The sequence below is a fragment of the Kocuria arenosa genome (assembly GCF_042879215.1).
Lineage (GTDB): Bacteria > Actinomycetota > Actinomycetes > Actinomycetales > Micrococcaceae > Kocuria > Kocuria arenosa.
Genome location: NZ_JBHZTA010000011.1, coordinates 45388 through 71491, shown reverse-complemented (window position 1 = coordinate 71491; position 26104 = coordinate 45388). Strand labels below are relative to the sequence as shown.

The following is a 26104-nucleotide window of genomic DNA, read 5'->3' as shown; positions in this document are numbered from 1 at the left end:
TCACTTCCGGGAGGTCTGGACGGTGGCGACGACGGTGTCGAGGGCCTGGCCGAGGTCGGCCACGAGGTCCTGGGGGGACTCGAGGCCGATCGACAGCCGGATCGTGGTCTCGGCGATCCCGCCGGCCCGGCGCTGCTCGGGGGTCAGGCGGCAGTGCGTCATCGCCGCCGGGTGGGCCACGAGGCTGCGGGTGTCGCCGATGTTGGCGACCAGCTTGAACAGCCGCAGCGCGTCGATGAACGGGCCCACGGCGTCGTCCGGGGCGGCGAGGTCGAAGGAGAACACGGAGCCGGTCCCGCGCGGGAAGTCGCGGACCGCGATCCCGGCGCCCGGGTCCCCGGGCACGCCGGGGTGGTGGACGCGGGCGACGGCGGGGTGCTCCGCCAGGAACTCGGCCACCTCCAGCGCGGAGGCCGTGTGGCGGGCCACGCGCAGGTCCAGGGTCTCGGTGCCCTGCAGGATCTGGCTGGCGTTGAACGGGGACAGCGTGGTCCCGAGGTCGTGCACGTACTTGGCGCGGACGAGGTGCAGGTAGGGGCTGGCCCCGGCGCACTTGTCGACCAGGCTCAGCCCTCCCCAGCGGGCGCGGGCCCGGGTGAACTGCGGCCACTTGTCGGGCCGCGCGGACCAGTCGAAGGTCCCGCCGTCCACGACCGCCCCGGCGAGCGCGTTGCCGTGCCCGCCCAGGAACTTGGTGGCCGAGTGCACCACGATGTCGGCACCCTTCTCCAGCGGCCGGTACAGGGCCGGGGACGCGAGGGTGTTGTCGACGACGACGGGCACCCCGGCGGCCCGGGCGACGTCGGCGATCCCGGGCAGGTCCGGGAGGGTGGCCAGGGGGTTGCCGATGGACTCGAGCAGGAACGCGCGGGTGTCGGGGCGCACGGCCGCGGCCCACGCCCCCGGGGCGGTGGGGTCCACGAAGGAGACCTCGATGCCGTAGTCCGCGAAGGAGTCGGTGAGGAGGTCCACCGTCCCGCCGTAGAGCTTCTCGGAGGCCACGAGGTGCTTGCCGGCGCCCTGGCCGAGCAGTGCCAGCAGCGCGACGGCCACGGCGGACTGCCCGGAGCCGGTCGCCACGGCGCCCGCGCCGCCCTCGAGGTCGCTGATCCGCTGCTCGAGCACGGCCACCGTGGGGTTGCCGGTGCGGGTGTAGGTGAAGCCCGCCCGGGTCTGCGCGAACATCTGCCGGGCCGCCTCGTAGTCCGGGAACTCGAACGCCGCGGTCTGGTAGATCGGCACCGTCAGGGTGCGCTGGGTGACCTGGTCGTGGGTGCCGGCGTGGATCTGCCGGGTCGCGAGGTCGTGGTCGGTCACGGGGGTGGACATGGCGCTGCTCCTGTGCGCTTGCTCTTACCCGCACCGGTCATCCGCGCCGGCCCGGTGGGCACGCCGCGGAAGATGCAGGCCGCTTCCTCATCCGAACCACCCAATGAGCATGGGGTTGGTGCGTGACCAAGTCGGAGCTTGGCGGTCACGTCTCGTGAAGCTGGAACAACACTATGCGCAGAGGTAGTGGGTGTCCCTCCGCGACGGAAGATGACGACCGTGACGGTTCATGACGCCGGCCGTGCGCGGCGGACGTGCCGGGCCCGGGCGTCAGGCCCGCGTGTCGATGTCCTCGAAGATCAGGAACGTCTGGGTGTCCACCACGCCGGGCAGCTGCTGGACGTGCTCGAAGATGACCTGGCGCAGGTGCACGGTGTCCACGGCCCGCACGAGGAGCATGACGTCGAAGTTCCCGCCCACCAGGGCGATGTGGTGCACGGCCGGGATCGCCCGGAGCTGGGCGCACAGCTCCCGCCAGGTGTTCTGCTGGAGCTTGAGCGTCACGTAGGCGGAGGCCTGCAGGCCCGCCCGCACCGGGTCGATCACGGTGCTGAAGCGCAGGATCACCCCCTCGTCCCGGAGCCGGTTGATCCGGGCGTAGGCGTGGGCGCGGGAGACGTGCACGGCCGCGGCGATCGCGGTCACCGACTGCCGGGCGTCCCGGGACAGCTCCGCGAGGATCTTCCGGTCGGTCTCGTCCAGCGTCACGGGCGTCGAGGGCACGGCGGGCTCCTTCGCGGCGGGTCGGTCGCAGCGTCCGGAACGCGCCGGACGAATGCGTGTGCTCCACGCCACACTAGAACATTTCGTCCACGCACAGTGCACTGTCTGTCTCAGTCTTCTGCATTTTCCCGGTTCTGTGGATACGAACCATGCCGGGTTCCCATACTGGGGAGACAGAGCTGCACCAGCCTTCCTGCCTCCCCGGGCCCGCGAGCGGACCGGGGACCGACCGAGGGGACACCATGAGCCAGACCGTCGAGACCCCCGGGGACCCCATCCTCCGGGCCTCCCAGACCTTCGGCATCACGCCGGAGCAGTACATGCTCCCGGCCCGCGGCGAGATCCGCATGGTCGACCCGAGCGGGAGGCTGCTCGCCCCCGAGGAGCAGGGCACCGGCCCCGGCCACGAGTACCCGCTGCCCGCCCGGGACGTCCTGCTGGAGGCCTACGAGAAGCTGGTGGTCGGGCGGCGGGTCAACGACCAAAACTCCGCCCTGGTCCGCCAGGGCCGGATGGCCGTCTACCCGTCCAGCCACGGCCAGGAGGCCTGCCAGGTGGCGGCCGCCCTGTGCCTCGAGGAGGGCGACTGGCTGTTCCCCACCTACCGGGACACCGTGGCGGTGATGACCAAGGGCGTGGACCCGATGCAGGTCATGGCGATCTTCCGCGGCGAGTGGCACGGCGGCTACGACCCGTACGAGCGCTGCGTGGGCATCCAGTCCACCCCGCTCACCACCCAGCTGCTGCACGCGGTGGGCGTGGCCCACGCCGCCAAGCTGCGCGGCGAGGACACCGTGGTCCTGGCGATGTGCGGCGACGGCGCCACCAGCGAGGGCGACTTCCACGAGGCCCTGAACTTCGCGGCCGTGTTCAAGCTGCCGGTCGTGTTCTTCGTGCAGAACAACGGCTACGCGATCTCCGTGCCCCTGTCCCAGCAGTCCGCGGCCCCGAGCCTCGCCCACAAGGCGGTCGGCTACGGCATGGCCGGCGAGCGCGTGGACGGCAACGACCTCGTGGCGCTGCTCGCCACCCTGCGCCGCGCCGTGGACCTGGCGCGCTCCGAGTCCGAGCCCCTCCTCGTCGAGGCGCACACCTACCGCATGCAGGCGCACACCAACGCCGACGACGCCACGCGCTACCGGGACGACGCCGAGGTGCAGGAGTGGATCGCCAAGGACCCGGTGACGCGGATGCGCGCCTACCTCGGCGCCGAGGGCGTGCTCGACGACGTGGCGGAGCAGCGCATCGCCGCCGCCGCCGAGGACGTCGCCACGGTGCTGCGCGACGGCATGAACGCCGACGTGGAGATCGACCCGCTCGAGCTGTTCCGTCACGTCTACACCGAGCAGACCCCGCAGCTCGCCGAGCAGGAGCAGTTCCTGGCCGCCGAGCTCGCCCGAGAGGAGACCGGACAGTGAGCACCCTGCACGCCCCCGCCCCGGCCGGCGGGGCCCGGGCGGTCAGGCCCGCCACCTTCGCCCAGGCGCTCAACACCGCTCTGGCCGACGCGCTGGCCGCCGACGACGCCGTCGTCGTCTTCGGCGAGGACGTCGGCACCCTCGGCGGCGTCTTCCGCATCACCGACGGGCTGACGAAGCGCTTCGGCCGCACCCGGTGCTTCGACACCCCGCTGGCCGAGTCCGGGATCGCCGGCATGGCCGTGGGCATGGCGATGAACCGGATGCGCCCCGTGATCGAGATGCAGTTCGACGCCTTCGCCTATCCGGCCTTCGAGCAGGTCGCCTCGCACATCGCGAAGATGCACAACCGCACCCGCGGCGCCGTGCGCCTGCCGATCGTCATCCGGATCCCGTACGCGGGCGGCATCGGCGGTGTGGAGCACCACTGCGACTCCTCCGAGGCCTACTACGCCCACACCCCGGGCCTGAAGGTCTTCACCCCCGCCACGGTCGAGGACGCCTACCTCATGCTGCGCGAGGCGATCGACTCCGACGACCCCGTCGTGTTCTTCGAGCCCAAGAAGCTCTACTGGTCCAAGGCCCCCGTGGACCTGGCCGAGCTCAAGGACCGCTACGAGAACCGGTCGCCCGAGCGCCGGGAGGGCCGCGCCGTCGTCGCCCGCGCCGGTGAGGACGCCACGATCCTGGCCTACGGGCCGTCCGTGCCGACCGCCCTGGCCGCCGCCGCGGCCGCCGCCGGCGAGGGCCGCTCGCTCGAGGTCGTGGACCTGCGCAGCATCGTCCCGTTCGACGACGAGACGGTCGCCGCGTCGGTGCGGAGGACCGGGCGGGTGGTGGTCGTGGCCGAGGCCCCGGGCTTCGCGTCCGTGGCGGCCGAGATCGCGGCCCGCGTCCAGGAGCGCTGCTTCCACTCCCTGGCCGCGCCCGTGCGCCGCGTGACCGGGTTCGACATCCCGTACCCGGCGCCCAAGCTCGAGGAGCACTACCTGCCCGGCGTCGACCGCATCCTCGACGCCGTGGACGACCTGCAGTGGGAGGACTGACCATGACCGTGAAGACGTTCACCCTGCCGGATCTCGGCGAGGGACTGACCGAGGCCGAGCTCGTGAGCTGGCTCGTGCAGGTGGGCGACACCGTCGCCGTGGACCAGCCGATCGCCGAGGTGGAGACCGCCAAGTCCGCCGTGGAGGTGCCCTGCCCGTTCGCCGGGACCGTGCACCAGCTCCACGGCGCCTCGGGGCAGACCCTCGACGTGGGCGCGCCGTTGATCTCCGTCGACACCGGGGACCGGGCCGGCACCCCCGCCCCCCAGGGCGGCGGGCCCAAGGGCGGGCAGTCCTACCGGGAGGAGGAGCGCGCCGGGGCGGACCCCGCGGCGGCCGCCGAGGCCTTCGTGGCCTCAGGGGGTTCCGGGGCCTCGGACGACGACGCCGGATCGGGCAGCGTGCTCATCGGCTACGGCACACCCGCCGGCAACACGGCCGGGCGCCGGCGCCGGCCGAAGCGGGCCGGCTCCGCCGCCGGTGCCCCCGCCGCTTCCACCGTCGGGTCTGCCTCCGCGCAGGCGGCGGAGCAGACGGCGGCCCAGGCGGCGCAGGCCGCGGGTGCCGCCCACGACGCGATGGCCTCGGCCCCGCGCCTGGCGCCCACGGTCGTCTCGCCGATCGTGCGCAAGCTCGCCAAGGACCGCGGCGTCGACATCTCCACCGTGCGCGGCTCGGGCCCAGGCGGGCTCATCCTGCGCCGCGACGTCGTGGCTGCGGCGGACGCCCCCGCGGTGCCGGCGCCGCGGGAGAGCACCGCCCCGTCGTCGCCCCTGGCCCCGGAACCGTCCGGCGCGGCACCGTCCGCCGTGGTGCCGTCCGCCGTGGACGCCCGCACGGGGCTCGGGGTGGCCGAGCGGCTCCCGGTCTCCGGGATCCGCAAGGTCATCGGGCAGGCCATGACCCGCTCCCGCGCCGAGATCCCCGAGGCGACCGTCTGGGTGGACGTGGACGCCACGAAGCTCGTGGAGCTGCGCGCCGAGCTCAAGGCGCAGGACCCCGCGACCGCGCCGGGGCTCATGGCCCTCATCGCGCGGTTCGTGCTCGCAGGCCTGGCCCGCCACCCCGAGCTCGCCACCCGGATCGAGACCCTCGAGGACGGCAGCCAGGAGATCGTGCGCTTCGACGGCGTGAACCTGGGCTTCGCGGCGCAGACCGACCGCGGGCTCGTGGTGCCGAACATCCGCAACGCGCACACCCTCAGCGCCCGCGGGCTCGACGCCGAGCTCCGGCGTCTCACCGAGCTCGCACGCGCCGGCAAGGCCGGCCCCGCCGAGCTCTCCGGCTCCACGTTCACCCTCAACAACTACGGGGTGTTCGGCACGGACGGGGCCGCGGCGATCATCAACCACCCGGAGGTCGCGATCCTCGGGATCGGCCGGATCATCGACCGCCCGTGGGTGGTCGACGGGCAGCTGGCCGTCCGCAAGGTCACCCAGCTCTCCCTCGCGTTCGACCACCGCGTGTGCGACGGCGGGGCCGCCGGCGGCTTCCTGCGCATGGTGGCCGACGCCGTGGAGAACCCGGTGTCGGTGCTCGCAGACCTGTAGCCGCCCAGGAGCCCCGCCCGCGAGGGGTCGCGTTCAGCACTCTCCCGCGGCGAGGGGTCGCGTTCCGCCGGTGTGTCTGCCCCAGACCGGCGGGACGCGACCCCTCGGCATGGAGCCGCAGCGGAACGCGACCCCTCGGCGCCGGGGGCCGGCAGCTCAGGGCTGGTCCGCCGTCGCGTCCCTGCGGGAGAGGTCGGGGTGGCGGCGGGTGCCGAGCAGGTGCGGGCCCAGGTCGGCGACCGTCTCGGCGCCCATCAGCTGCATGCTGATCCGGACCTCCTCGGCCAGCAGCTCGATCGCCCGCTCCACGCCCTGCTGCCCGCCGGCCATCAGCCCGTAGAGGTAGGCACGGCCGATGAGCACGAAGTCCGCTCCGGCGCACAGGGCGGTGATGACGTCGGCGCCGCTCATGACCCCGGAGTCCAGGATCAGCTCGACGTCCTCGCCCACCTCGTCCCGCACCTCGGGCAGCGCGTGCAGCGAGGCGGGGGCCCGGTCCAGCTGCCGGCCGCCGTGGTTGGAGACCACCAGCCCGTCGGCCCCGGCGGCCAGGGACTGCCGGGCGTCGTCCCGGGTCAGCACCCCCTTCACGAAGAGCTTCCCCGGCCACACGGAGCGGATCCACTCGAGGTCCTCGTAGGACAGGGTCGGGTCGAACATCGAGTTCGTGATGGTGGGCAGGTCGGCGCTCGTGCTGGAGAGGGACGCGAACTTCAGGGAGTCCGTGGTCAGGAAGTTGAACCACCACTCGGGCCGGTAGGAGGCGTCGGCCACCGTCCGCAGCGTGAGCCTCGGCGGGATGACCATGCCGTTGCGCACGTCCCGCAGCCGCTGGCCCGCCACCGGGGTGTCCACGGTGACGAGCAGGGTGCCGTAGCCGTCGGCCGCGGCGCGCTCCAGCAGGTCCAGGGACCGGGCGCGGTCCTTCCACAGGTACAGCTGGAACCAGCGGGTGGCGTCCGGGCCGGCCGCGGCGACCTCCTCCAGCGAGCGGGTGCCCATGGTGGACAGCGTGAAGGGGATGCCGGCCTTCTCCGCCGCGCGGACTCCCCCGATCTCGCCCTCCGCGTGCATGAAGCGGGTGAATCCGGTCGGGGCGATGCCGAACGGCAGCGCGGAGCGGGACCCGGCGATCGGCGTGGACAGGTCAGGGGCGGCGATGCCGTGCAGGATCCGGGGCAGCAGCTCGACCGCGTCGAACGCCTCCCGCGAGCGCCGGCGGGTCAGTTCGCGCTGGGCGGCGCCGTCCACGTAGTCGAACGCCGGGCGCGGGGTGCGGCGTCGGGCGATCCGGCGCAGGTCCCAGAGGTCCGCGGCCCTGGCCAGCCGGGCCGCGCGGCGGTCCAGAGCGGGGGTCTCGAACTGCAGGAGCGGGCGCAGCTCGGACCACTGGGGCAGACGCCGTTCCATGGCGGACCTCCTGACGGTCGGGGTGCTCCCGACCACACTACGACGGGGATCCTGCCGCCGGGGCCCGTGCCCCGGACGGTGCGCCGTTCAGTCGGTCTCGGGACCCGCGCAGTACGGGCAGTCCTGCTCGACGTCGGACCAGCTGTGCCGGCCGGCCCGGAGGATCCGCGCCGCAGTCCCGCAGTCGGAGACGTCGTCCGGGCGCGGGGAGGTCTGGGGGGAACGGGACGGGAGCAGGTCGACGGTCATGGTGCTGTCCTCCGGGAGGGGTGGTGGCGGGCGGGGCGTCGCCCGGTCCTTCCAGTATCGAGGACACCACCCGTGAGGAACAGCGACGAATCCCGATGCTGACCCGTCAGTCCGCCTGATGGGTTCGTCCGCGGTCGCCCTGCCGGTCACGGGCCCTGGATGCCTGCCCCGGGGCGCTGCGGCCGCCGCCCGGGCTCAGAGCCCGGTGAGGACGTCGAGGGCGGTCCGCAGGCCCTGCTCCTGCCGGACCGCGCGCCCCACGCGCCGCGCCTGCTCCCGGCGGGCGAGGGCGTCGCCCACCGCGGGGACCAGGGTCTCCGGCGTCAGCCTCCGGTGCGGGATCGGGGCCGCGGCGATGCCGAGCCGGTGCAGCTGCCGGCCCCAGAAGGGCTGGTCGACGAGGAAGGGCACCACCACGGACGGGATGCCCGCGCGGGCCACCGTGTGCGCCGTTCCCGCCCCGCCGTGGTGGACCGCGAGGGCGGCGTCCGGGAGCACGGCGTCCAGCGGCGCGGCCGGCACGACGAGCACGTCCTCGCCGCGGCGGTCCTCCGGCAGGGCCAGCCCGCCCCAGCCCGTGACCAGGAGGGTCCGCAGCCCGTGGGCGCGCGCGCTGTCCACCACCGTCCTCCCCCGCGCGGACGGGTCGCCGGCCGCCATGGAGCCGAAGGTCGCCACCAGGCACGGCCCGCCCCGGACGAACTCGGCCACCGCCGGGTCCGGGGACGGGAGGCCCGTTCCGGGGTGCCAGGAACCGGTCAGGTGCACCCGGGCCGGCCAGTCGGCGGGCCGGGGCAGCAGCTGCGGGCTGATCCCCATCAGCGTGGCCCGGGACGCCGCGGGGGCCGACGCCGCTCGGCCGCCCGGCAGCTGCCGGCACGCGCGCTCGACGTCCCGCCGGAACAGCCGGGCGCCGCTGCGGGGGACCGCGTAGGTCGCCCGGTTGAACCGCCCGAGGTCCTTGGAGACCGTGGGCCCGCCCGGCGCGGAGAACTCCTGCGTGGGCGTCGCCACCGGCACGAACTCGGCGAGTGCGCGCGGGACGCCGAGGGCGTCCGCCACGGCCGGTGCGGTGAGGATCAGCGGGTGGTGCAGGACCAGGTCCGGTCCGAACGCCAGAGTCTCCCGCACCGCCGCGGAGAACATCCTCCGCATCCCGGGGCGGACCTCCGCACGGACGTGGTGCACCGCCGCCCGCGGCGAGGCCCCGGGGGCGTCCATCAGCCGGTGGAAGTCCACGTCCAGGCTCACGGCGTCGACCCCGGAGAGGTCGACCCCGGAGTTCTCCGGCACCCCGAGCCGGACCCGGTGGCCCTGCGCGGTGGCGTACCGGGCCAGGGCCGCGAACGGCTCCACGTCGCCGCGGGTTCCGGAGGTCAGCAGCATCATGCGCACCCCCACAGTCTGCCCCGCGGCGGGACGGAGCACGACCGGACCGGCGGCGGTCCCGGTGGCTCGGGGCCCGCCGCCGCGCCGGTCCCGGAACCGACGTAGTGTGGGGTGCACCCGGACCCCCGGGTCACCCGACGTCCGAGGAGGTCCGCCGCCGTGCCCCAGGCAGGATCCGCCCCCGCGCTCCAGCGGATCGTCCACATCTCGCGGCCGGTGCTCTGGATCAACGCCCTGGGCACCGGTGTGGTGGGCATGTGGCTCGCGGGCTCGCTCTGGCGGTGGGAGGCGCTGCCGCTCCTGCTGTGGCTCACCCTCCCCTTCAACCTGCTGATCTACGGCGTCAACGACGTCTTCGACCAGGACACCGACGCCCTCAACCCGCGCAAGGGCTCGCTCGAGGGAGCCCTCATCGACTCCTCCGAGGTGCGCACGATCCTGACCGCGGTGCTCGTCACCAACGTGCCGTTCGTCGTCTGGTTCGCCGTCGCCCTGCCCCCGGCCGCGCTGGGCTGGATCGCGCTGTACGTCCTGGTCTTCGTGTTCTACTCGGCCCCTCCCCTGCGCTTCAAGGCCCGGGCGTACCTCGACTCGCTGAGCAACGCCGCCTACGCGCTGCCGCTGGTCTTCGTCGCCTTCGCGCTGGGGGCGACTCCCGTGTGGCCCGCGGCGCTCGGCCTGATGGCCTGGAGCGTCGCCAAGCACGCGTTCGACGCCGTCCAGGACATCGAGGAGGACCGCGCGGTGGCCATCACCACGACGGCGGTCCGGCTGGGACCGCGTGGGACGGCCCTGTGGAGCGGTGGCTGGTGGGCCGCGTCCACGCTGGGCTTCGCACTGGTCAGCTTTCCGGTGGCCGCGGTCAACGCGCTCATCGCCGGGTGGCTCGTGGCCTCCCTCCTGCGTGACCCGCGGCCCGGGACCGGGCACCGGCTGTACAGGCACTCCATCGCCTTCCCCTACGTCGCCGGCGCCGTGGCCGGCGTGCAGCTGACGGTGGCGCTGTTCTTCGGGCTGTACCCGTGAGCCGCGTCGTCGTCGTCGGCGGTGGCATCGGCGGGCTGACCTCGGCCGTCCTGCTCGGCCACGCCGGTCACCGCGTCACCCTGCTCGAGTCCGCCGACCACCTGGGCGGCAAGAGCCGCCGCCTCGAGGCCGGGGGGCAGCGCCTGGACACCGGACCGTCCCTCTTCACCTTCCCGGGCGTGTGGGAGGAGCTCCTCCGCCGCCTGGACCGCCTGCGGGACGCCGGGACCGCGCGGACGGGGGCCCGGGCGCCGAGGGCCGAGGAGACGGCCGGGCTCGTGCTGGAGCGCCTGCCCGAGGTCGGCACCTACTACTACCGTGGCGCCCGGTGCACGCTGCCCGTCCCGCCCGGGCACCCGTGGCACGAGGCCTGGGCCCGCTTCGAGGCCGAGCACGGCGTGCTCGGACCGGACATCACGCGGCTGCTGACCACCGACGTGCTGGACCGGGCGGCCTATCCCGCGCTCGGTCGGCTCGGGAAGCTGTACGGGCGCCGGCTCACGACCCGCGACTACCTCGACAGCCTCACCTGGATGCCGGAGGGCCTGCGCGAGGTCATCGCCATCCACACCCTCAACGCCGGTGTCGGCCCGGCCCGGACCCCGGCCCTGTACGCGAGCATGCCCGCCGTCATGGCGCGCGACGGCGTCTGGATCCCCCGGGGCGGTGTCTACGAGCTCGTCGAGGCACTCCGGCGCCTCGCCGCGGACGCCGGGGTGGAGCTCCGCACCGGGGAACCGGTGACCTCCGTCGCCCGCCGGCACGTCCGCACGGACCGGGGCGCGTATCCGGCCGACGCCGTGGTGAGCGGGGTCGACGCGCACCGGCTGGACGGGCTGCTCGCGGGGCGCGCCCCCCGGACCCCGCGCCGGCTCAGCTGCTCGGCGATCGCGGTCTACGCCGTGCTCGACTCCGAGCTGCCCGAGGGGACGCCCCGGCACGGCGTCGTGCTGCCCGACCGTCCCGCCGACCTCTACGCCGATCTGGAGGCCGGGTCCGAGCCCGAGCAGACCATGGCCTTCGCGAACCACTACCCGGCGCGCGCGGGCCGTCCCCACAGCGCGGCCACGCTCGCCCTGCTCCTGACCGCGCCGGCCAACGGGAAGTCCTACACCCTCGAAGACCCGTTCGTCGCGCGCGAGCTCGAGCGCACGGGGCGGGTGCTCGGGCTGTCCGGGCCGCTCACGGACCGCTTCCGGAGCACGGAGATCCTGGACCCCGCGTACTTCGCCGCGCACGGCTCGGAGGGCGGGGCGCTGTACGGCGCGGTGCGTCCTGCGTGGCGCAGCGGCCCGTTCCACGCCCCCGCCCACAGCACCCCGTTGCGGCCGTGGCTGTGGCGGGTGGGTGCCTCCGTGCACCCGGGTGGCGGACTGCCCGCGGTGCTGGGCGGCGCCATGATCTCGACCGACAAGCTGCTGAAGCGCCTCGGGTAGGGCGGAAGCCGCCGGCAGGTCTGCGGCCACGGTCCGGGCGGACGGTCAGCGGGCGAGCTCCCACGCCCAGATCAGCAGCAGCGTCACCAGGAACCCGGTGAGGTAGTTCAACCACAGGAACCGCCGCCAGCCCCGGTTGGCGCGCTCGCAGCCGGCGTCCGTGATGGTCAGGAACGGCACGAGGTTGGCGAGGTAGGGCAGCACCAGGAAGGACGCCACCGGTCCGGGCCAGGGCGTGAGCAGCAGGAGCACCCCGGCGGCGAGGTAGAACGCCGCGGCGGCCCACACCGTGGGGCGGGCGCCCAGGACCGTCGCGATCGAGCGCAGCCCGCCCTCCCGGTCCGCCTGGACGTCCTGCACGGCCCCGAACGCCTGCGAGGCCATCGACCACAGGAAGAACCCGGCGCACAGGGCCACGAGTCCTGGCGACCAGTCCGCTCCGGCGAGCACGAGGCCGTAGACGGCCGGGGACACGAAGTGGGTGGCGGAGGTCGCCGAGTCCAGGAACGGGATCTCCTTGAAGCGCAGCCCCTCGAGGCTGTAGGCCGCCACCGCGAACAGGCTGACCACGAGCACTCCCGCCGCGGCGGCCCCGCCCGCCAGGAGCAGGTAGGCCAGGAAGGGCAGCGCCGTCAGCACCGAGCCCACGAGGATCGTCCGGTGCTCGGACCGGTCCACGAGCGCGCCCTCCACACCGCCCTTGCGGGGGTTGCGGAGGTCGGACTCGTAGTCGAAGACGTCGTTGATCCCGTACATCAGGAGGTTGTACGGGAAGAGGAAGAACAGCGTCCCCACCACGAGCGGCAGGTCCACCCGACCGGTCGTCAGGACGCCGGCCGCCGCGAAGGGGTAGGCGGTGTTGACCCAGGAGACCGGTCGGGAGGTGGCCACGAGGGTGCGCACGGTGGCGGCGAGGCGGCCGCGCTCCGCCAGACCCCACCACAGCGAGGGCAGCAGCAGCAGTGCGGCGAGCGGGTACGCGAAGTCCTCGACGGGCACGAGACCGATCCGCAGCTCCGTGATGTGCCCGGCCCCGTAGTCGAAGAACCCGGCGGCGATCATGAGGTTGTCGAACACGGCCGTCAGCACCGCGAGCACCACGAAGGAGATCCCGAGCACGGCCAGGGCCCGGCGCCGCGGCGGCGCCGGGGAGGGCCTGCGGACCAGCAGGGTGGCCGGGGTCAGGGCGAGCGCGAGGAAGACGGGGATGACGAGGGCGTAGGTCACGGGGCGTCGGCTTCCCCCGGGGCCGGAGCGGCCGCGGCGGAGCGGCGCGCCAGCACCTGCTCCGTGAGCCGGACCAGGTTCATGGTCAGGTAGCAGAGGAACACGAGGAACACGACCTCCTCGACGGGGATCTGCGGGGCCACCATCCAGCCGGTCGCCCAGACGCTCGGGCTGTGCAGGAAGATCCCCAGGCTGATCCCGGCGACGTCCCAGGCGAGGAAGAACACCAGGCCCGTGAGCAGCACGAGGGCCGCCCGGCGGGGGTCGTGGGCGAAGAACAGTCTCTCGCGCACGTCGAGGAGCACCATCCCGGCCAGGCTGAACAGCAGGAAGCCGAGGTACACGAAGCTCATCCGCGCGGCACCAGGGGTTCTGCCAGCGGTCCGGTGGAGGTGTCCCCGCGCAGATCCTTGAGCAGGATCTCCGCGCTGATCAGGCACATCGGCAGGCCGATGCCGGGGATGGTCGAGGCCCCGCAGTAGTGCAGGCCCGCGACCTTCCGGCTGCGGTTGGCGCCCCGGAAGAACGCGGACTGCTTGAGCACGTGAGCGGGTCCCAGCACGTTGCCGCGCCAGGAGTTGAAGTCCCGCCGGAAGTCCTCCGGGCCCACGGTGTGGCGCACCACGATGCGCTCCCGCAGGTCGGGCACGCCGGCCCACGCCGCGACCTGGTCGATCACCTGGTCCGCGACGGCCTCGACCCGCGGGGAGCCGGTGCCGTCCGGGCCGCCCGCGCCCAGCGCGGGGTCGGCGGGGACCGGGATCAGCACGAAGAGGTTCTCGTGCCCCTCCGGGGCCACGTCCGGGTCGGTCGCCGAGGGCTTGCAGACGTAGACGGACGCGGGGTCCGGGACGCTCGTGGGCTCCTCGAAGATCGCCCGGAAGTTCGTGTCCCAGTCCTCGCTGAAGAACAGGCTGTGGTGCGGCAGCTCGGGCAGCTCCCCGCGCACCCCGAGCATCACGAGCACCGCGCCGGGGCCGGTCTGGCGCTTGTCCCAGTACCGCTGCGGGTAGCTCTGCAGCCCGCGCGGGAGCAGCGCGGTCTCGGTGTGGTGCAGGTCCGCGGCCGAGACGACGACGTCCGCCGCGAGCTCGTGCTCCGCCCCGTCCGCGTCCCGCCACACGACGCCGGTGGCCCGGACCGGGCCGTCGGCGGCCGGGGAGGTGCTGATCCGCACCACGTCCGCCCCCGTCCGGATCCGTGCCCCGTGGGCGCGGGCGAGCCGCTCGACGGCCTCGACGACCCGGCGGAACCCGCCCTGCGGGTACTGGACGGAGTCCGTGAGGTCCATGTGGCTCATGAGGTGGTACAGCGACGGCGTCATCCGGGGCGCACTGGCCAGGAAGACGGCCGGGTAGCCGAGCACCTGCCGCAGCCGTGTGTCCTGCACGGTGCCGGCGGCGAAGTCGTGCAGGGAGCCGGTGAGGTGCCGGGCGAGCTCCGGCAGGCCCCGCACGACCGGGCGGGTGAGCAGCGGCGTGAACGAGGCGTAGGAGGTGTAGAGGAAGTGGTCGACGGCGAGCTCGTAGGTCCGCTTCGCCGAGGCCAGGTACGCACGGATCCGCGCGCCCGCACCGGGCTCCACCGACTCGAACAGCGCCACGGTGTCCTCGAGGTCCGAGCGGATGTCGATCGGCTCCTCGTAGCGCTCGCCCCAGACCCGGTACGCGGGGTCCAGTCGGAGCAGCTCGAGCTCCTCGGCAGCGCTGGAGCCCATGAGCCGGAAGAAGTGGTCGAAGACCTCGGGCATGAGGTACCAGGAGGGCCCGGTGTCGAAGCGGAAGCCGTCCCGCTCGAGCCGCCCGGCGCGCCCGCCCGTCATCGTCCCGCGCTCCAGGACGGTCACGTCCCAGCCGTCCTTCGCGAGCAGGCCCGCGGCCGCGAGCCCGGCGATCCCGGCCCCCACCACCACGGCGTGCCGCCCGCGGGGCCCGGTGGGGCGACGGCGGGTGCGCGCCTTGACCACGGCGGCCGCGGCGAGCCCGGCCTTGCGGGGGTTCGGCACGCGGATGCGGGAGCTCAGCAGCTCCCGGGCAGGGGTGGCGCGGATCCGCACGGACAGCTCCCGGAACAGGTCGTGGGCGGCGAGGACGGCGGCGCGGGAGGACCCGGGTAGGTCCCCGATCACCGCGCGGGCGGCGGCGAGGTCGGCGTCGATGTCGTCGAGGAGGCGGTTCTTCTCGGCCTCGGAGAACTCCCCGGGCTCCACGCCGGGGAAGTACACGCGGCCGAGCTCCCCGTAGTCCTCGGCCAGGTCGCGCAGGAAGTTGACCTTCTGGAACGCCGCGCCCAGCCGGCGGGCCCCCGCGACGAGCTGCGCCCGGCGCTGCTCGGGCACGGGACGGCCGGCCAGGAAGACCTGCAGGCACATCAGCCCCACGACCTCGGCCGAGCCGTACACGTACTCGTCGAGGGAGTCGGCGCTGTGCCGGTCCTCGCTGAGATCGGCGCGCATCGACGCGAAGAACGGGCGCACGAGGTCGGGGCCGATCCCCGCGTGGCGGGCCGTGCGGGCGAAGGCGTGCACCACGAGGTTGCTGCTGAAGCCGCGCTCGATCGCCCCGTACGTCTCGTCCTCGAGGCCGTCCAGCAGCTCCCTCGACCCCCGGGGCGGGACCCCCGCGCCGGCGCTGGCGCCGTCGACGATCTCGTCGGCGATCCGCACGAGGGCGTAGACGGCGTAGACGTGCGGGCGGATCTCCGGGCCCAGCAGCCGGCAGGCGAGGCCGAAGGACGTGGAGTAGCGGCGGATGACGGTCTCGGCGGCCTGCCGGGCGGTGTCGTCGTACCGGGCGGCGGCCTCGGCCGGCGACCCGGTGTGCTGGGCGGCGCTCACCGGACGCGCTCCGTGGCCCCGGCCACGATGCGGCGCAGGTCCCGCTCGAGGGACGCGGGCAGCCCCGCGGCGTCGAGCAGGGCCCGGGCCTCGTCCGCGCACTCGGCGACCATGTCCTCGACCTCCTGCCGCGCCCCGCACTGCTCGAGCAGGTCGCGGGCCCGCAGGGCCTGCTCGCTGCTGATCTCGTGGCGGCCCAGGATCGCGTCGAGCTCCTCGCCGGCGGGCGTGCGCTGCGCGGCGGCGACGAGCATGGTCCGCTTGCCCTCCCGCAGGTCGCTGACCGCGGACTTGCCCGTGGCCTCCGGGTCCCCGAAGACGCCGAGCAGGTCGTCCACGAGCTGGTAGGCGGTGCCCACGGTCCGGCCCAGGCGCCCGAGCACCTCCACGTCCCCGTCGGGGGCCCCGCCGAGCACCCCGCCGGCCTGCAGCGGGGTCTCGAAGGAGTACACCGCGGTCTTCAGGCACGTGGCCGCGAGGATCTGCTCGCGGTCGGGACGGGCCCCGGGCAGCGTGTGGTCCACGTCCAGCAGCTCTCCCGCGGCCGAGGAGAACAGGGCGGCGTCGAGCAGGTCGAGGAGGCGGGGCAGCCGCTCGGGCGAGAGCCCGGAGCGGGCCACGAGCCGGTACGCGCCGGCGAGGGCGAGGTCCCCGGCGATGACGCCCACGCTCGCGCCGTACTGGCGTGCCTGGTCCGGCCCCGAGCCCGAGGCGAACGCCCGGGCGGCCGCGGCGGCGTTGATGGTGGGCTGGTGCCGGCGCTGCTCGTCCTGGTCGATGACGTCGTCGTGCACGATGAGGGCGGTGTGCAGAAGCTCGAACGCCGCGCCGACGGCCTCGACCACGGGCTCCGGCTCGGGCGCGGGATAGGCGCCGGCCGCGAGGCGCACGAGGTGCGGACGGATCTGCTTGCCCCCGGAGCTGAGCCGGGAGACCTCGCCCCACAGCCGGGCGAACCCGGGGTCCACGGCCTCCGCGCGGCCGGTGGCCTCGGCGAGGAAATCCTCCAGGACGGGCACCCGGGCAGGCTCCCTCCCCCCACCGTGCCCGGTACGCGTCCCGGTGCCCGGACGAGCGCTCGAGGAGGCCGATTCGCGCGAGAAGACCGTCACCATTCCCCCATTCCACCACAGTCCTTCGATAATCGAATCAATCATCTGCGTCACGCCGTGCGCGCAGCCGTCCCGGGCCCTTCCGGAGCCGTTCCGGGCGGGACCGGCGCCCCCTGCGTCGCCCCGTCCTCGCGCGGGCCCTCCCCCGCCCGCTGGCCGGCCCGGCGGACCGCCTCGGTGAGCTGGGGCAGGCGCCGCCGCAGGACGTCGATCTCCTCGTCGGTGCAGTCGTCGAGCACCGCCAGGACCTCCTCGCCCATGGCCGAGAACATCCGGCGGCCGGCGCGGTAGGCGTGCTCGGTGGCCTGGAGGCTGACTTCCCGCCGGTCGCGGGGATCGACCGCGCGCACCAGGTGTCCCGCGCCGACCAGGCGCTTGATGACCGTCGTGGTCGCCGAGCCGCTCAGCACGAGCCGGCGGGCGATGTCCCCGGCGCGGATCGGCCGGCCGGCGCGGTTGGCCTGCATGACCTCGTTGAGGGCGTGGACGTCCTTGTGCGCCAGACCGAAGCGGCGGCGGACCTGGTCCGCGTACCGCTCGGCCTCGGTGCTGAACTGCTGCAGCAGGAAGAGCACGTCGAATCCCCGCCGCCCCTGGTGCGCGCTGCCGCCCGGCGCCGCGGCGCCGGGCGTGCTGATCGTGCCCTCGTCGGACTGCATGTGCCGATTCTAGGGCGCGGGCACGAGAGAATGGGGCCATGACGGAGCGCAGAGACCACACCGGACCGGACCTCCCGCCGCCGGGGACGGCCGGCGCCCCGGCGGTGTCCGTGGTCGTGCCGGCCCGGAACGACGCCGTGCACCTCGCGCGGTGCCTGCGGCTGCTCGCCGCGCAGACCCGTCCGCCGGACGAGATCGTGGTGGTGGACAACGCCTCGAGCGACGGCACCGCCGACGTCGCCCGCGCCGCCGGGGCCCGTGTGGTGTTCGAGCCCGTGCGGGGCATTCCCGCCGCCGCCGCCGCCGGCTACGACGCCGCCCGGGGGGACGTGGTGGTGCGCTGCGACGCGGACAGCCTCCCCGGCCCGGAGTGGATCGCCGGGCTGCTCGCGGCCCTCGAGTCGCGTCCGGACGTGGTCGCCGTGGCCGGCCCGGGCCGCTTCCACGGCCTTCCCCCCGGCATCGACCGGCTGCTGTCCTCGCTCTACATCGGCCTGTACGTGCTCACCACGGCCGCCGCGCTGGCCCACCCTCCCCTGTTCGGCACCAACATGGCGATGCGCCGGTCGTGGTGGCTCGAGGTCCGGGACGGCGTCCACCGCGACGACCCGGAGCTGCACGACGACTTCGACCTCAGCTTCCGGCTGGACCCCGCGCACCGGATCCTGTTCCGGCCCGGCCTGTCCGTGGGCATGTCCCCCCGGGCGCTGCGGGGCGGGCGCCCCGCCGTCGTCCGGCTGGCGCGCGCCTTCCGGACGATCCGGCTCAACTGGGCGGACGAGCGCCCGTGGGAGCGGTGGCAGGCGCGCCTGGGACACCGGCTGCACGGGGGCCGTGCATGAACCGGCTCGCCCTCGCGGTGCGGTGGATCGGCCCGCTCTCCGTGCTGCTCACCGCCCTGTTCTTCGACGCCGTGGGCGCCTCCGTGATGATGCTCGTGTGCCTGGCCATCACCATCACGTGGCGGGCCCGGCTGCCCGCGGCCCTCGAGATCACCACGGACCTGACGCTGCTGCTCGCGGCGTGGAGCTCGGTGTTCCTGCTCTACGAGAGGTTGGAGCACTGGGACCTGGTGGTCCACTTCGCGGCCACCGCGGTGCTGGCCGAGCTCGCGTTCCGCGCCCTCGAGCGCTGGTCCCGGCTCGCGTCCCCCGGCCCGGTGTCCCACGTGGTCCTGGTCAGCTCCCTCGGCGCGGCGCTGGCCCTCGTGTGGGAGTACCTCGAGTTCGCCGGCTACTACCTCGTGGACCCCCAGGTGAACGTGGGCTACCTGGACACCATGGGGGATCTGGCCGCCGGCCACGCCGGGGCGGTGGTCGCCGGGATCCTCGGCACCTGGGCCCGGCAGCGGGCTGCCGCACCCGGCGGCACCCGCGCGCACCGGGACCGCGCCGGTCACGGGGACGCCGTCGGGAATCCGCGCGCCGCCGAGAACCCGGACACCACCGAGACGAAGGACTGATCCATGTTCTGGACGAATCTGCTCAAGACCACCGTGCAGACGGGGGCGGCCGCCGTGGCCGGCACCGCGGCCTCCGCCGGGGTGGACAGTCCCTGGTACCGGGACCTGCGGAAACCGGGGCTGCAGCCGCCGGCCGCCGTGTTCCCCGTCGTGTGGACCGCGCTCTACACGGACCTCGCGGTCACCTCGGCCGCCGTGCTCACCGAGCTGCAGCGGCAGACCCGCCCGGGCCTGCACCGCCGCGGCCCGCGGGTGCGGACGATCCGGCGTCCGGGGTGCACCCCGTCGGAGGCGGCACGGCGCGAGCGCGGCTACCGCCGGGCGCTCGCACTGAACCTCGCCCTGAACGCGGGGTGGAGCTGGGTCTTCTTCACGAAGCACGACACCGCCCTGGCCGCGGCCACGGCCGCCGCGCTGACCGCCAGCACCGCCGATCTCGCACGCCGGGCGGCGCAGGCACGCCCGCTGCACGGCGCCGCCCTGCTCCCCTACGTCGGCTGGTGCGGCTTCGCCACCGTCCTGAGCGCCCGCATCCACCGGCTCAACGCCTGAGCCGGTCCCGGGCGCCCGGACCCGCTCAGCGGGCGGAGATCGTGATCGCGCCGTGGCGGTAGCTGATCGATCCGCCCTGGAAGCGCTGGAGGACCGAGTCCCCGGAGCGGTGCTCCGGGGTCGCCGGGTAGCCCAGACGGCCGTGCTCGCCCCGGAGGTCGGCGTAGGCGCGTCCGATCGCCCCGCGCACGGGCTGCGCGCCGGTGGCGGGCGACCACAGGATCCGGCCCCGCTCGAAGGCCTGGTGCGCCCCGCCGCCGGCCAGTCCGCCGCGCTCGCCGCCCAGCGGGTGCCCCAGGGGGCCCGTCTCCCCGCCCAGGGCCGCCCAGCGTGAGCCGATGGCGCCGCGCACGGCGGCCGCTCCGGTCCCGGCGCTCCAGACGACCGTGCCCCGCTGGAAGCGCTGGTGGACGCCGCCGGCGCCGTTGCCCGTCTCCTCGGTCCGGGGGTAGCCGAGGAGGCCGTTGACGCCGCCGGCCCGGTTCCAGGTGCTCCGCACGCTGCCGTGCACCCACCGGGCGCCCGAGCCCACGCTCCAGTAGATGGCTCCGCGCTCGAACTCCTGGTAGCAGCCGTCCTGCGCGAGGCCGCACCGTTCGTGCGAGCGCGGCGCCCCGGTGGAGGCGCCGATCCGGGCGTGGAGCGCGCCGATGGCGCCCTGCGTGGTGTAGCCCTTCTGGAGAGTGGCCCGGGCGACGGCGGCCCTCGGGTTCAGGAGCCCGGCGCCGCAGCCGCCCGGGCAGGCTCCGGGGAGGGGCCGGGCCGTGGCGACCAGGACCTCCTTGACCTGGGCCGGGGAGAGGGACGGGTCCGTCTCACGGACCAGGGCCACGACCCCCGCGACCGTGGGGCTGGCCATCGAGGTGCCGTACTTGTAGGCGTAGGTGCCGCCCCCGGGCCGGGCCCTCCCGGCGTCGGCGGTGGACAGGATCTGCCGGGCGGGGTCCCCGCCCGGGGCGGCCAGCGTGACCCTGCCCCAGTTGGAGTACCCGGCGCGGGCGCCGTGGGCGGTGGTGGAGGCCACGGCGATCACCCCGCGGCAGTTGGCCGGGGACTCCAGCCGGGCGTCGCGGTTGTTGTTGCCCGCCGCGACGACCACGCTCGCCCCGCGGGACAGCGCCCGGTCGATGCCCTCCTGCAGGGCGGCCGGGCACGTGCTGGAGAGGAAGCCGAGGCTGAGGTTCACCACGGTCGCCGGGTGGGGGTTCGCCGGGACGGTGTCGACGTCGTCGCCGGCGGCCCAGGCGATCGCCACGGCGATGTCGGACACGTACCCGTCCCCGCAGGCCCCGAGGGCGCGCACCGGCAGGAGCTTCGCGCCGTGGGCGACACCGGCCACGCCGGTCGCGTTGTTGCCCCGCGCCGCCGCGGTGCCGGCCGTGTGCGTGCCGTGCCAGGAGGAGGACCGGGCCGCGGAGCCGGACCCGCACTCGCCGGGGCCGGCGTAGTCGCCCTCGTCCTGCGGGTCCGGGTCCCAGCCGTCGCCGTCGCGGGAGTGGCCGGGCTGCACACCGCCGGCGTGCAGGGAGACGAAGTCGTGGCCGGGCAGGACGTTGGCGTCCAGGTCGGGGTGGGCCGTGATCCCGGTGTCGACGACCGCGATGGTCTGGCCGCTGCCGGTCGCCCGGTCCCAGGCGCTGGGCAGGTCGAGGCCCCCCGCCGTGGCCTGGAGGTTCCACTGCGACGTCGCGTAGTAGGGGTCGTCGGGCACGGCGGCGGTGCTCGCGAGATGGTCCGGCTCGGCGTACTCGACGGCCGGGTCCTCCTCGAGCGCGGCGGTCAGGGTCTCGAGCTGCGCCGCGTCGAGGAGCTCGTCCGCCGCCACGACCCTGGCGGAGTCCACGGTCTCGCTGATCTCGTCCAGCAGGGGCGCCGCCTCCTGGTGCTCGCCCGCCGCCGCCGCGCCCCGGGGCGCGATCCGCTCCGCGGCCTCCGCGTAGACGCGCTCGCGGGCCCGCGGGGCGGGCTCCGCGCCGTCCTTGAACCTGACGATCACCCGGTCGGTCGCGCCGGGGCTCCGTGGCCCGCCCGTCGCGGGCGCGTGCGGGGCCGGTCCGACGGCCTCCGCCGGGGGCCGGGCCGCCGCGGGGGCCGGGGCACCGGCCAGGATCAGGACCAGGGCGGCCGCCAGGGCACGGCCGTGGAAGGACGTCATGGACTCTCCAGCCGGTGGGGGGTGCAGCGCGCAGCGGGCAGCTGCAGTGCACCGACCACGGGAAGCGGGGAGTCGGCGCCGCTGCGCTCAGCGTACGGAGCGGTTGCTTGTGTTACCGAATGGGAAGATCCATGTTTTCCGATGAGTCGACACGTCCCGGAGGAGCCGCCCGGGGACGACGACGGCGCCGCCCACCCCAGGAGGTGGACGGCGCCGTCGGGCGGGGCGGTGGATCAGCCCGCGGAGGGGATCGCCCACCACTGGGCCGGCAGGGCCTGCTGCCAGCGGGCGCCGAGACCGGCGTTCCAGACGATCCATCCGTTGGCGAACTCCTGGAAGCACGGCGTGCCGCCCAGGGCGCACAGCTCCCGGGAGCGGGCCTCGCCGGTGGTTGCACTGATCTTCCGGTGCAGCGCCCCGATGCCGCCCGCGGTGGTGAAGGGCTCGCCGCCCTGCACCGCGACCAGCGCGGAGACCGGGTCCACGATGCCGGCGCCGCACCCGGCCGCGCACCCGCCGGGGGCCTGCCGTGCGGTGGAGGTCAGCGCGTCCCGGAGGCCCGCCACACCCAGTCCCGGCGCGACCTCACGGAGCAGCGCCACGGTGCCGGAGACCGCCGGCGCCGCCATGGACGTGCCGTTGCGCTCCGTGTACGTGGGCGCGCCGAGGGCCTGGACCCCGGCGTTGCCGGTCGAGAGGATCTGCGCGTACGGATCCCCGCCCGGGGCCGCGAGCGTGACCGAGCCTGAGTTGGAGTAGGGGGCCAGGGCACCCGAGACGTCCGTGGCGGCGACCGAGATCACGCCGGCGCAGTTGGCCGGGGCGGACTGCGCGGCGTCCGTGCCCTGGTTGCCCGCGGCCACCACCACGGGGATCCCCCGGTTCAGGGCCTCGCTGATCGCGGACTGCAGCACCGCCGGGCACTCCCCCGGGACGCCGAGACTGAGGTTGATGACCGTCGCGGGGTTCGGGTTGGCGGCGGCTCCGGCCACCGGGGCACCGGCGGCCCACAGGACGCCGGCCGCGACGTCGGTGATGTACCCCTGGCTGCAGGCGCCCACGGCGCGCACCGGGAGGATCTTCGCGTCCGGGGCCACCCCCGAGATGCCCAGGCCGTTGTTCGCGTCGGCCGCGGCGATGCCGGCCGTGTGGGTGCCGTGCCACGTGGACTGCGGGGGCATGGGGCTGTTGGGGCACAGCACGGCGTCGGGGTGGTCGCCCATGTCGGTCGGGTCCGCGTCCCACCCGTCGCCGTCCCGGCCGTTCGTGGCCGTGGAGACGAAGTCGTAGCCGGGCAGGACGTTCGCGTCCAGGTCGGGGTGGGAGGTGATGCCCGTGTCCACGATGGCGATGGTCTGTCCGGCACCGGTGGCCCGGTCCCACGCAAGGGGCATGCCCAGGCCGGCCGGGTCGTCCCACAGGCTCCACTGCAGCGCCGCGTAGGACGGGTCGTCGGGCACCGCGGCGGTGGTCGCCAGGAGGTCCGGTTCCGCGTACTCCACGGCGGGGTCCTGCTCCAGGGCGGTGGTCAGCGCCTCGAGCTCGGCGCCGGCCAGCATCCCGTCGGTGCGCACCACCTGCGCGCCGTCCGCGGTGGCGGCGGTCTCCACGAGCCCGGCGCCCCCGGACCGGCCTGCGGCCTGCGCGTACACGACGTCGCGGGAGTCCTCGGGGGCGGCGCCGTCCCGGAACTTCACGACGACGCGATCGGTCGCCGCCACCGTTCCGGAACCAGCTCCGGCAGCCGTACCGGCGGCCTCCGGGACCGGCGGGGTGGCCTGGACGGCAGGCGCGGCGGCCCCGGTCGCCGCCGCGGCGGAGCCGAGCGGGACGAGGGCGAGGGCGGCCGCGAGCGCGAGAGAAGCGGTGGTGCTGCGGGTGGTCGTCAAGTAATCCTCCGGCCGTCGGGACGGGAGGCGGCATGGTGCACACAGCCCACCCCCCGATGGACTGGAGCGGGAGAGATCCCCCTGCGGAAACGGAGCCCCCGCTCCTGTGCTCTGCCCAGCGTAGGGAGGGTGTGCGTGTGTGACCGAATGCGAACCCCGCGGTCCGGGGACGGGGAGGCGCCCCGTGCCGAGCGATGGGCGCTCAGCCCGCCCGGGCGATGCGCAGTGCTCCGGCGATCAGGGGGACCTGCAGCGGGAGCCGCACGAGCGTCACGGCCCGCCGCAGCGGGGAACCCCGGCGGGCGCGCCAGGCCATGGTGACGTTGCCCGGCCACACGCCCACGAAGAGGGCGGCCGCGGCCCAGCCGCCGGCACGGCGGGTGCCGGGGTGGAGCAGCAGCGCTCCGATCCCGAGCTCCGCCACCCCGGAGCCCAGCGTCCAGGTCCGGGGCGTGCCCGGCAGCGACCGGGGGATCAGCCCGTCGAACGGTGCGGGCCGCACGAGGTGCAGCACGCCCGTCCCGCACAGGACCGCTCCCATGCGCAGGGCGCGTGCCGCCACGGCGCCGGAGCGGACGCCGCGGGGATCCGCCCCGGATCGGATCTGCGGGGAACGAAGGGGCATGGGGTCAGGCTACCCACCGGGACGTGCTGCGACGTGACGGACGGCACAGTGCGTCACCGGCATAGACCCGCACCTCTCTTTGTTGACATGTACATCAACGTGACCGCGCCCCTGAAAGGACACCCCATGGCACCCGAGACCCTGCAGGACCAGCTCACCCTCGACGCCCTCGCCGCCGACCTGCTCTTCCGCGAGGCCCGCACGGCCTCCGAGTTCCTCGACGAGCCCGTGGCCGACGAGCAGCTCCGGGCGGCCTTCGAGCTCGCCAGGATGGGCCCCACCGCCATGAACATCCAGCCGCTGCGCGTGACGTGGATCCGCTCCGCGGAGGCACGGGAGCGCCTGCTCCCCCACATGGCCGAGGGCAACCGGGCGAAGACCGCCGCGGCACCCGTCGTCGCGGTGCTCAGCTACGACGTCGACTGGCACGAGCACCTGCCCGTCGTCTTCCCGCCCGCCGCCGGCAACCAGGAGATGTTCGCTGGCAACGAGGAGCTGCGCGCGCAGATGGGCCGGGACAACGCCCACCTGCAGGCCGGGTACTTCGTGCTGGCCGTGCGCGCCGTGGGCCTGGCCGCAGGACCCATGGGCGGTTTCGACGCCGCCGGGGTGGACGCGGAGTTCCACGCCGGCACGGGCCTGCGCTCTCTGATGGTCGTGAACATCGGCACCCCCGCCGCCCCGCGCCACGAGCGGCTGCCGCGCCTGGACTTCGACGCCGCGACCACCACTGTCTGAGTCCGTCCCGGGCGGACCCGCGCACAGCGGGTCCGCCCGGCTCCCGCGCGCCCTCCGTGGCACCTGTCGGTCCGAGGACGGATACTGGACGGGATGACGCCCGCACTCCTGTCCCTCGGCACGGCCCTCCCGCCGCACGTGCTCGAGCAGACCGACGCCCAGGACCTCTACCAGGCCCAGCCCGGCACCGACCGGCTCAACGCCCGGCTGCTGCGCACGGTGTTCGGCGCCTCCGGGGTCGAGCGCCGGCACACGGTGCTGTCCGAGCTGGTCGAGGAGGACGCACGCGCCGGGTCCCCGTACATCACCGCGGACGGCCGGTTCCTGGCTCCGCTGACCGGCGTCCGGAACCGGACCTACGTGGAGCGGGCCCCCGCGCTGTTCGCCGCGGCCGCCCGGGACGCCCTCGCGCGCTGCCCCGGGCTCGACCCCGCGGCCGTCACCGACGTGGTGACCGTCTCCTGCACCGGCTTCTTCGCCCCGGGCCCCGACTACCAGCTGGTCCGGGACCTGGGCCTCGATCCGGCCGTCCGCCGCGCGCACATCGGCTTCATGGGGTGCCACGGCGGGCTGATCGGCCTGCGCCAGGCCGCGGCCATCGCCACGGCGGACCCGGCCGCCGTCGTCCTGCTCGTGGCCGTGGAGCTGTGCACGCTGCACCTGCGCCCGGCCCGGGACACCGACACCATCCGGGGGGCCGCCCTCTTCGCCGACGGCGCGGCGGCGGCCGTGGTCAGCGCGAGGACGCCCGAGGGCGTCACCCCGCTGCTCGAGCTCGACCGGTTCCGCACCCTCGTGATCCCCGACGGCGAGGACGCCATGGCCTGGACCATCGGCGACGCCGGGTTCGAGATGATCCTCGGCGCCGCGGTGCCCCAGGTCCTCGAGGACAACATCCACACCGCCCTGGCGGCGCTGCTGGACGGGCCGGAGGGGGCCGTGGACCGGGACAGTATCACCGACTGGGCCCTCCACCCGGGCGGCCGGGGCATCCTCGACAAGCTCGAGGACACCCTGGGGCTGCCGCCCGAGGCCCTGCGGGAGTCCCGCGACGTGCTCGCGACGCGCGGCAACATGAGCAGCGTGACCGTCCTGCACGTCCTGCGCCAGGTGATCGACGCGGCCCCCGAGGACGAGATCCGCACCGTCTGCGCCCTGGCCTTCGGACCCGGCCTGACCGTAGAGTCGGCGCTGTTCACGATCCCCGCCCGGGCCGCGGCACCGGCCGCGGAGCTCGATCCCGCCGCGGCCGTCCCGATCCGCTAGGAGGTTC

At 74.9% G+C, this 26104-nt stretch carries 23 protein-coding genes and 1 riboswitch; of the genes, 10 read left to right on the top strand and 13 right to left on the bottom strand.

What is annotated here, in order from left to right; genetic code table 11:
• Together ACFYE3_RS16350 and ACFYE3_RS16345 are read right to left on the bottom strand one after the other, a co-directional pair.
• Entirely contained in the window at positions 1-1329 is a 1329-nt protein-coding gene (locus ACFYE3_RS16350; RefSeq protein ID WP_387610845.1) for an O-acetylhomoserine aminocarboxypropyltransferase/cysteine synthase family protein, read from the bottom strand.
• 38 nt (positions 1330-1367) lie between these two features.
• A riboswitch (SAM riboswitch) is annotated at positions 1368-1489 on the bottom strand.
• Positions 1490-1599: 110 nt separating this feature from the next.
• Positions 1600-2052, bottom strand: a complete 453-nt coding sequence (locus ACFYE3_RS16345; protein WP_387610844.1) for an Lrp/AsnC family transcriptional regulator — start codon at positions 2050-2052, stop codon at positions 1600-1602.
• A 242-nt stretch (positions 2053-2294) separates the two neighbouring features.
• On the opposite strand from ACFYE3_RS16345, the gene ACFYE3_RS16340 reads away from it, so the two are divergent.
• The 3 genes from ACFYE3_RS16340 to ACFYE3_RS16330 are packed head-to-tail and all read left to right on the top strand — an operon-like array spanning position 2295 to position 6066.
• Positions 2295-3470 carry a thiamine pyrophosphate-dependent enzyme gene (locus ACFYE3_RS16340; RefSeq protein ID WP_387610842.1) on the top strand — a complete coding sequence of 392 codons (1176 nt, stop codon included), beginning with the start codon at positions 2295-2297 and terminating at the stop codon, positions 3468-3470.
• Complete coding sequence (locus ACFYE3_RS16335) at positions 3467-4516, top strand: alpha-ketoacid dehydrogenase subunit beta (RefSeq protein ID WP_387610841.1); 1050 nt, start codon at positions 3467-3469, stop codon at positions 4514-4516. Before ACFYE3_RS16340 ends, ACFYE3_RS16335 begins: the two co-directional genes overlap by 4 nt.
• A 2-nt stretch (positions 4517-4518) precedes the next feature.
• Positions 4519-6066, top strand: coding sequence for a dihydrolipoamide acetyltransferase family protein (locus ACFYE3_RS16330; protein ID WP_387610839.1), 1548 nt, complete (start codon positions 4519-4521; stop codon positions 6064-6066).
• A 156-nt stretch (positions 6067-6222) separates the two neighbouring features.
• On the opposite strand, the gene ACFYE3_RS16325 is transcribed toward ACFYE3_RS16330, so the two are convergent.
• The 3 genes from ACFYE3_RS16325 to ACFYE3_RS16315 form a co-directional block, all read right to left on the bottom strand.
• Positions 6223-7476 (bottom strand): alpha-hydroxy acid oxidase, encoded by a 1254-nt coding sequence (locus ACFYE3_RS16325; RefSeq protein ID WP_387610837.1) that lies wholly within the window; start codon positions 7474-7476, stop codon positions 6223-6225.
• An 87-nt stretch (positions 7477-7563) separates the two neighbouring features.
• The gene (locus ACFYE3_RS16320) at positions 7564-7725 is read right to left on the bottom strand and encodes a hypothetical protein (RefSeq protein ID WP_387610836.1); all 162 of its coding nucleotides are present in this window, start codon (positions 7723-7725) and stop codon (positions 7564-7566) included.
• A 195-nt stretch (positions 7726-7920) separates the two neighbouring features.
• Positions 7921-9114 carry a glycosyltransferase gene (locus ACFYE3_RS16315; protein WP_387610834.1) on the bottom strand — a complete coding sequence of 398 codons (1194 nt, stop codon included), beginning with the start codon at positions 9112-9114 and terminating at the stop codon, positions 7921-7923.
• Positions 9115-9273: 159 nt separating this feature from the next.
• Here ACFYE3_RS16315 and ACFYE3_RS16310 point away from each other — a divergent pair, with 159 nt between their 5' ends.
• Both ACFYE3_RS16310 and ACFYE3_RS16305 read left to right on the top strand, forming a co-directional pair.
• Positions 9274-10140, top strand: a complete 867-nt coding sequence (locus tag ACFYE3_RS16310) for a UbiA family prenyltransferase (RefSeq protein WP_387610832.1) — start codon at positions 9274-9276, stop codon at positions 10138-10140.
• On the top strand, positions 10137-11576 hold the full coding sequence (locus tag ACFYE3_RS16305; RefSeq protein WP_387610831.1) for a phytoene desaturase family protein: 1440 nt from the start codon (positions 10137-10139) through the stop codon (positions 11574-11576). The genes ACFYE3_RS16310 and ACFYE3_RS16305 overlap by 4 nt, the downstream gene beginning before the upstream one ends.
• 45 nt (positions 11577-11621) lie before the next feature.
• Here ACFYE3_RS16305 and ACFYE3_RS16300 read toward each other — a convergent pair whose 3' ends face one another.
• The 5 genes from ACFYE3_RS16300 to ACFYE3_RS16280 form a co-directional block, all read right to left on the bottom strand.
• Positions 11622-12803: a prenyltransferase gene (locus tag ACFYE3_RS16300; RefSeq protein ID WP_387610829.1), complete on the bottom strand. Its 1182-nt coding sequence runs from the start codon at positions 12801-12803 to the stop codon at positions 11622-11624.
• Entirely contained in the window at positions 12800-13156 is a 357-nt protein-coding gene (locus ACFYE3_RS16295; RefSeq protein WP_387610828.1) for a lycopene cyclase domain-containing protein, read from the bottom strand. The genes ACFYE3_RS16300 and ACFYE3_RS16295 overlap by 4 nt, the downstream gene beginning before the upstream one ends.
• Positions 13153-15639, bottom strand: coding sequence for a phytoene desaturase family protein (crtI, locus tag ACFYE3_RS16290; RefSeq protein WP_387610827.1), 2487 nt, complete (start codon positions 15637-15639; stop codon positions 13153-13155). Before crtI ends, ACFYE3_RS16295 begins: the two co-directional genes overlap by 4 nt.
• Positions 15636-16658: a polyprenyl synthetase family protein gene (locus tag ACFYE3_RS16285; protein WP_387610825.1), complete on the bottom strand. Its 1023-nt coding sequence runs from the start codon at positions 16656-16658 to the stop codon at positions 15636-15638. The genes crtI and ACFYE3_RS16285 overlap by 4 nt, the downstream gene beginning before the upstream one ends.
• Before the next feature lie 143 nt (positions 16659-16801).
• On the bottom strand, positions 16802-17410 hold the full coding sequence (locus tag ACFYE3_RS16280) for a MarR family winged helix-turn-helix transcriptional regulator (protein WP_387610823.1): 609 nt from the start codon (positions 17408-17410) through the stop codon (positions 16802-16804).
• Positions 17411-17448: 38 nt separating this feature from the next.
• Here ACFYE3_RS16280 and ACFYE3_RS16275 point away from each other — a divergent pair, with 38 nt between their 5' ends.
• From ACFYE3_RS16275 to ACFYE3_RS16265, 3 genes are read left to right on the top strand one after another with little or no spacing between them, the layout of a single operon-like run.
• Positions 17449-18252 (top strand): glycosyltransferase family A protein, encoded by an 804-nt coding sequence (locus ACFYE3_RS16275; protein ID WP_387610821.1) that lies wholly within the window; start codon positions 17449-17451, stop codon positions 18250-18252.
• Entirely contained in the window at positions 18249-18872 is a 624-nt protein-coding gene (locus ACFYE3_RS16270) for a hypothetical protein (protein ID WP_387610819.1), read from the top strand. The genes ACFYE3_RS16275 and ACFYE3_RS16270 overlap by 4 nt, the downstream gene beginning before the upstream one ends.
• A gap of 3 nt (positions 18873-18875) precedes the next feature.
• Positions 18876-19424 (top strand): TspO/MBR family protein, encoded by a 549-nt coding sequence (locus ACFYE3_RS16265; protein ID WP_387610817.1) that lies wholly within the window; start codon positions 18876-18878, stop codon positions 19422-19424.
• Positions 19425-19449: 25 nt separating this feature from the next.
• Here the strand turns inward: ACFYE3_RS16265 and ACFYE3_RS16260 are convergent, their stop codons facing one another.
• From ACFYE3_RS16260 to ACFYE3_RS16250, 3 genes are all read right to left on the bottom strand, one after another.
• On the bottom strand, positions 19450-21579 hold the full coding sequence (locus ACFYE3_RS16260; protein WP_387610815.1) for a S8 family serine peptidase: 2130 nt from the start codon (positions 21577-21579) through the stop codon (positions 19450-19452).
• A gap of 233 nt (positions 21580-21812) precedes the next feature.
• Positions 21813-23468 (bottom strand): S8 family serine peptidase, encoded by a 1656-nt coding sequence (locus ACFYE3_RS16255; protein ID WP_387610814.1) that lies wholly within the window; start codon positions 23466-23468, stop codon positions 21813-21815.
• 202 nt (positions 23469-23670) lie between these two features.
• Complete coding sequence (locus ACFYE3_RS16250) at positions 23671-24093, bottom strand: DoxX family protein (protein WP_387610812.1); 423 nt, start codon at positions 24091-24093, stop codon at positions 23671-23673.
• Between the two features lie 126 nt (positions 24094-24219).
• Here ACFYE3_RS16250 and ACFYE3_RS16245 point away from each other — a divergent pair, with 126 nt between their 5' ends.
• Positions 24220-24831 carry a malonic semialdehyde reductase gene (locus tag ACFYE3_RS16245; protein WP_387610810.1) on the top strand — a complete coding sequence of 204 codons (612 nt, stop codon included), beginning with the start codon at positions 24220-24222 and terminating at the stop codon, positions 24829-24831.
• A 93-nt stretch (positions 24832-24924) separates the two neighbouring features.
• Positions 24925-26097 carry a type III polyketide synthase gene (locus ACFYE3_RS16240; protein WP_387610808.1) on the top strand — a complete coding sequence of 391 codons (1173 nt, stop codon included), beginning with the start codon at positions 24925-24927 and terminating at the stop codon, positions 26095-26097.
• Positions 26098-26104 lie beyond the last annotated feature (7 nt).

Excerpts from the sequence above, each read along its gene's own strand:
- ACFYE3_RS16350 (WP_387610845.1), bottom strand. The coding sequence starts at position 1,329 with ATGTCCACCCCCGTGACCGACCACGACCTCGCGACCCGGCAGATCCAC.
- ACFYE3_RS16245 (WP_387610810.1), top strand. The coding sequence starts at position 24,220 with ATGGCACCCGAGACCCTGCAGGACCAGCTCACCCTCGACGCCCTCGCC.
- ACFYE3_RS16270 (WP_387610819.1), top strand. The coding sequence starts at position 18,249 with ATGAACCGGCTCGCCCTCGCGGTGCGGTGGATCGGCCCGCTCTCCGTG.
- ACFYE3_RS16280 (WP_387610823.1), bottom strand. The coding sequence starts at position 17,410 with ATGCAGTCCGACGAGGGCACGATCAGCACGCCCGGCGCCGCGGCGCCG.
- ACFYE3_RS16295 (WP_387610828.1), bottom strand. The coding sequence starts at position 13,156 with ATGAGCTTCGTGTACCTCGGCTTCCTGCTGTTCAGCCTGGCCGGGATG.
- ACFYE3_RS16240 (WP_387610808.1), top strand. The coding sequence starts at position 24,925 with ATGACGCCCGCACTCCTGTCCCTCGGCACGGCCCTCCCGCCGCACGTG.
- ACFYE3_RS16325 (WP_387610837.1), bottom strand. The coding sequence starts at position 7,476 with ATGGAACGGCGTCTGCCCCAGTGGTCCGAGCTGCGCCCGCTCCTGCAG.
- ACFYE3_RS16250 (WP_387610812.1), bottom strand. The coding sequence starts at position 24,093 with ATGCCCCTTCGTTCCCCGCAGATCCGATCCGGGGCGGATCCCCGCGGC.
- ACFYE3_RS16265 (WP_387610817.1), top strand. The coding sequence starts at position 18,876 with ATGTTCTGGACGAATCTGCTCAAGACCACCGTGCAGACGGGGGCGGCC.
- ACFYE3_RS16315 (WP_387610834.1), bottom strand. The coding sequence starts at position 9,114 with ATGATGCTGCTGACCTCCGGAACCCGCGGCGACGTGGAGCCGTTCGCG.
- ACFYE3_RS16275 (WP_387610821.1), top strand. The coding sequence starts at position 17,449 with ATGACGGAGCGCAGAGACCACACCGGACCGGACCTCCCGCCGCCGGGG.
- ACFYE3_RS16340 (WP_387610842.1), top strand. The coding sequence starts at position 2,295 with ATGAGCCAGACCGTCGAGACCCCCGGGGACCCCATCCTCCGGGCCTCC.
- ACFYE3_RS16330 (WP_387610839.1), top strand. The coding sequence starts at position 4,519 with ATGACCGTGAAGACGTTCACCCTGCCGGATCTCGGCGAGGGACTGACC.
- ACFYE3_RS16260 (WP_387610815.1), bottom strand. The coding sequence starts at position 21,579 with ATGACGTCCTTCCACGGCCGTGCCCTGGCGGCCGCCCTGGTCCTGATC.
- ACFYE3_RS16320 (WP_387610836.1), bottom strand. The coding sequence starts at position 7,725 with ATGACCGTCGACCTGCTCCCGTCCCGTTCCCCCCAGACCTCCCCGCGC.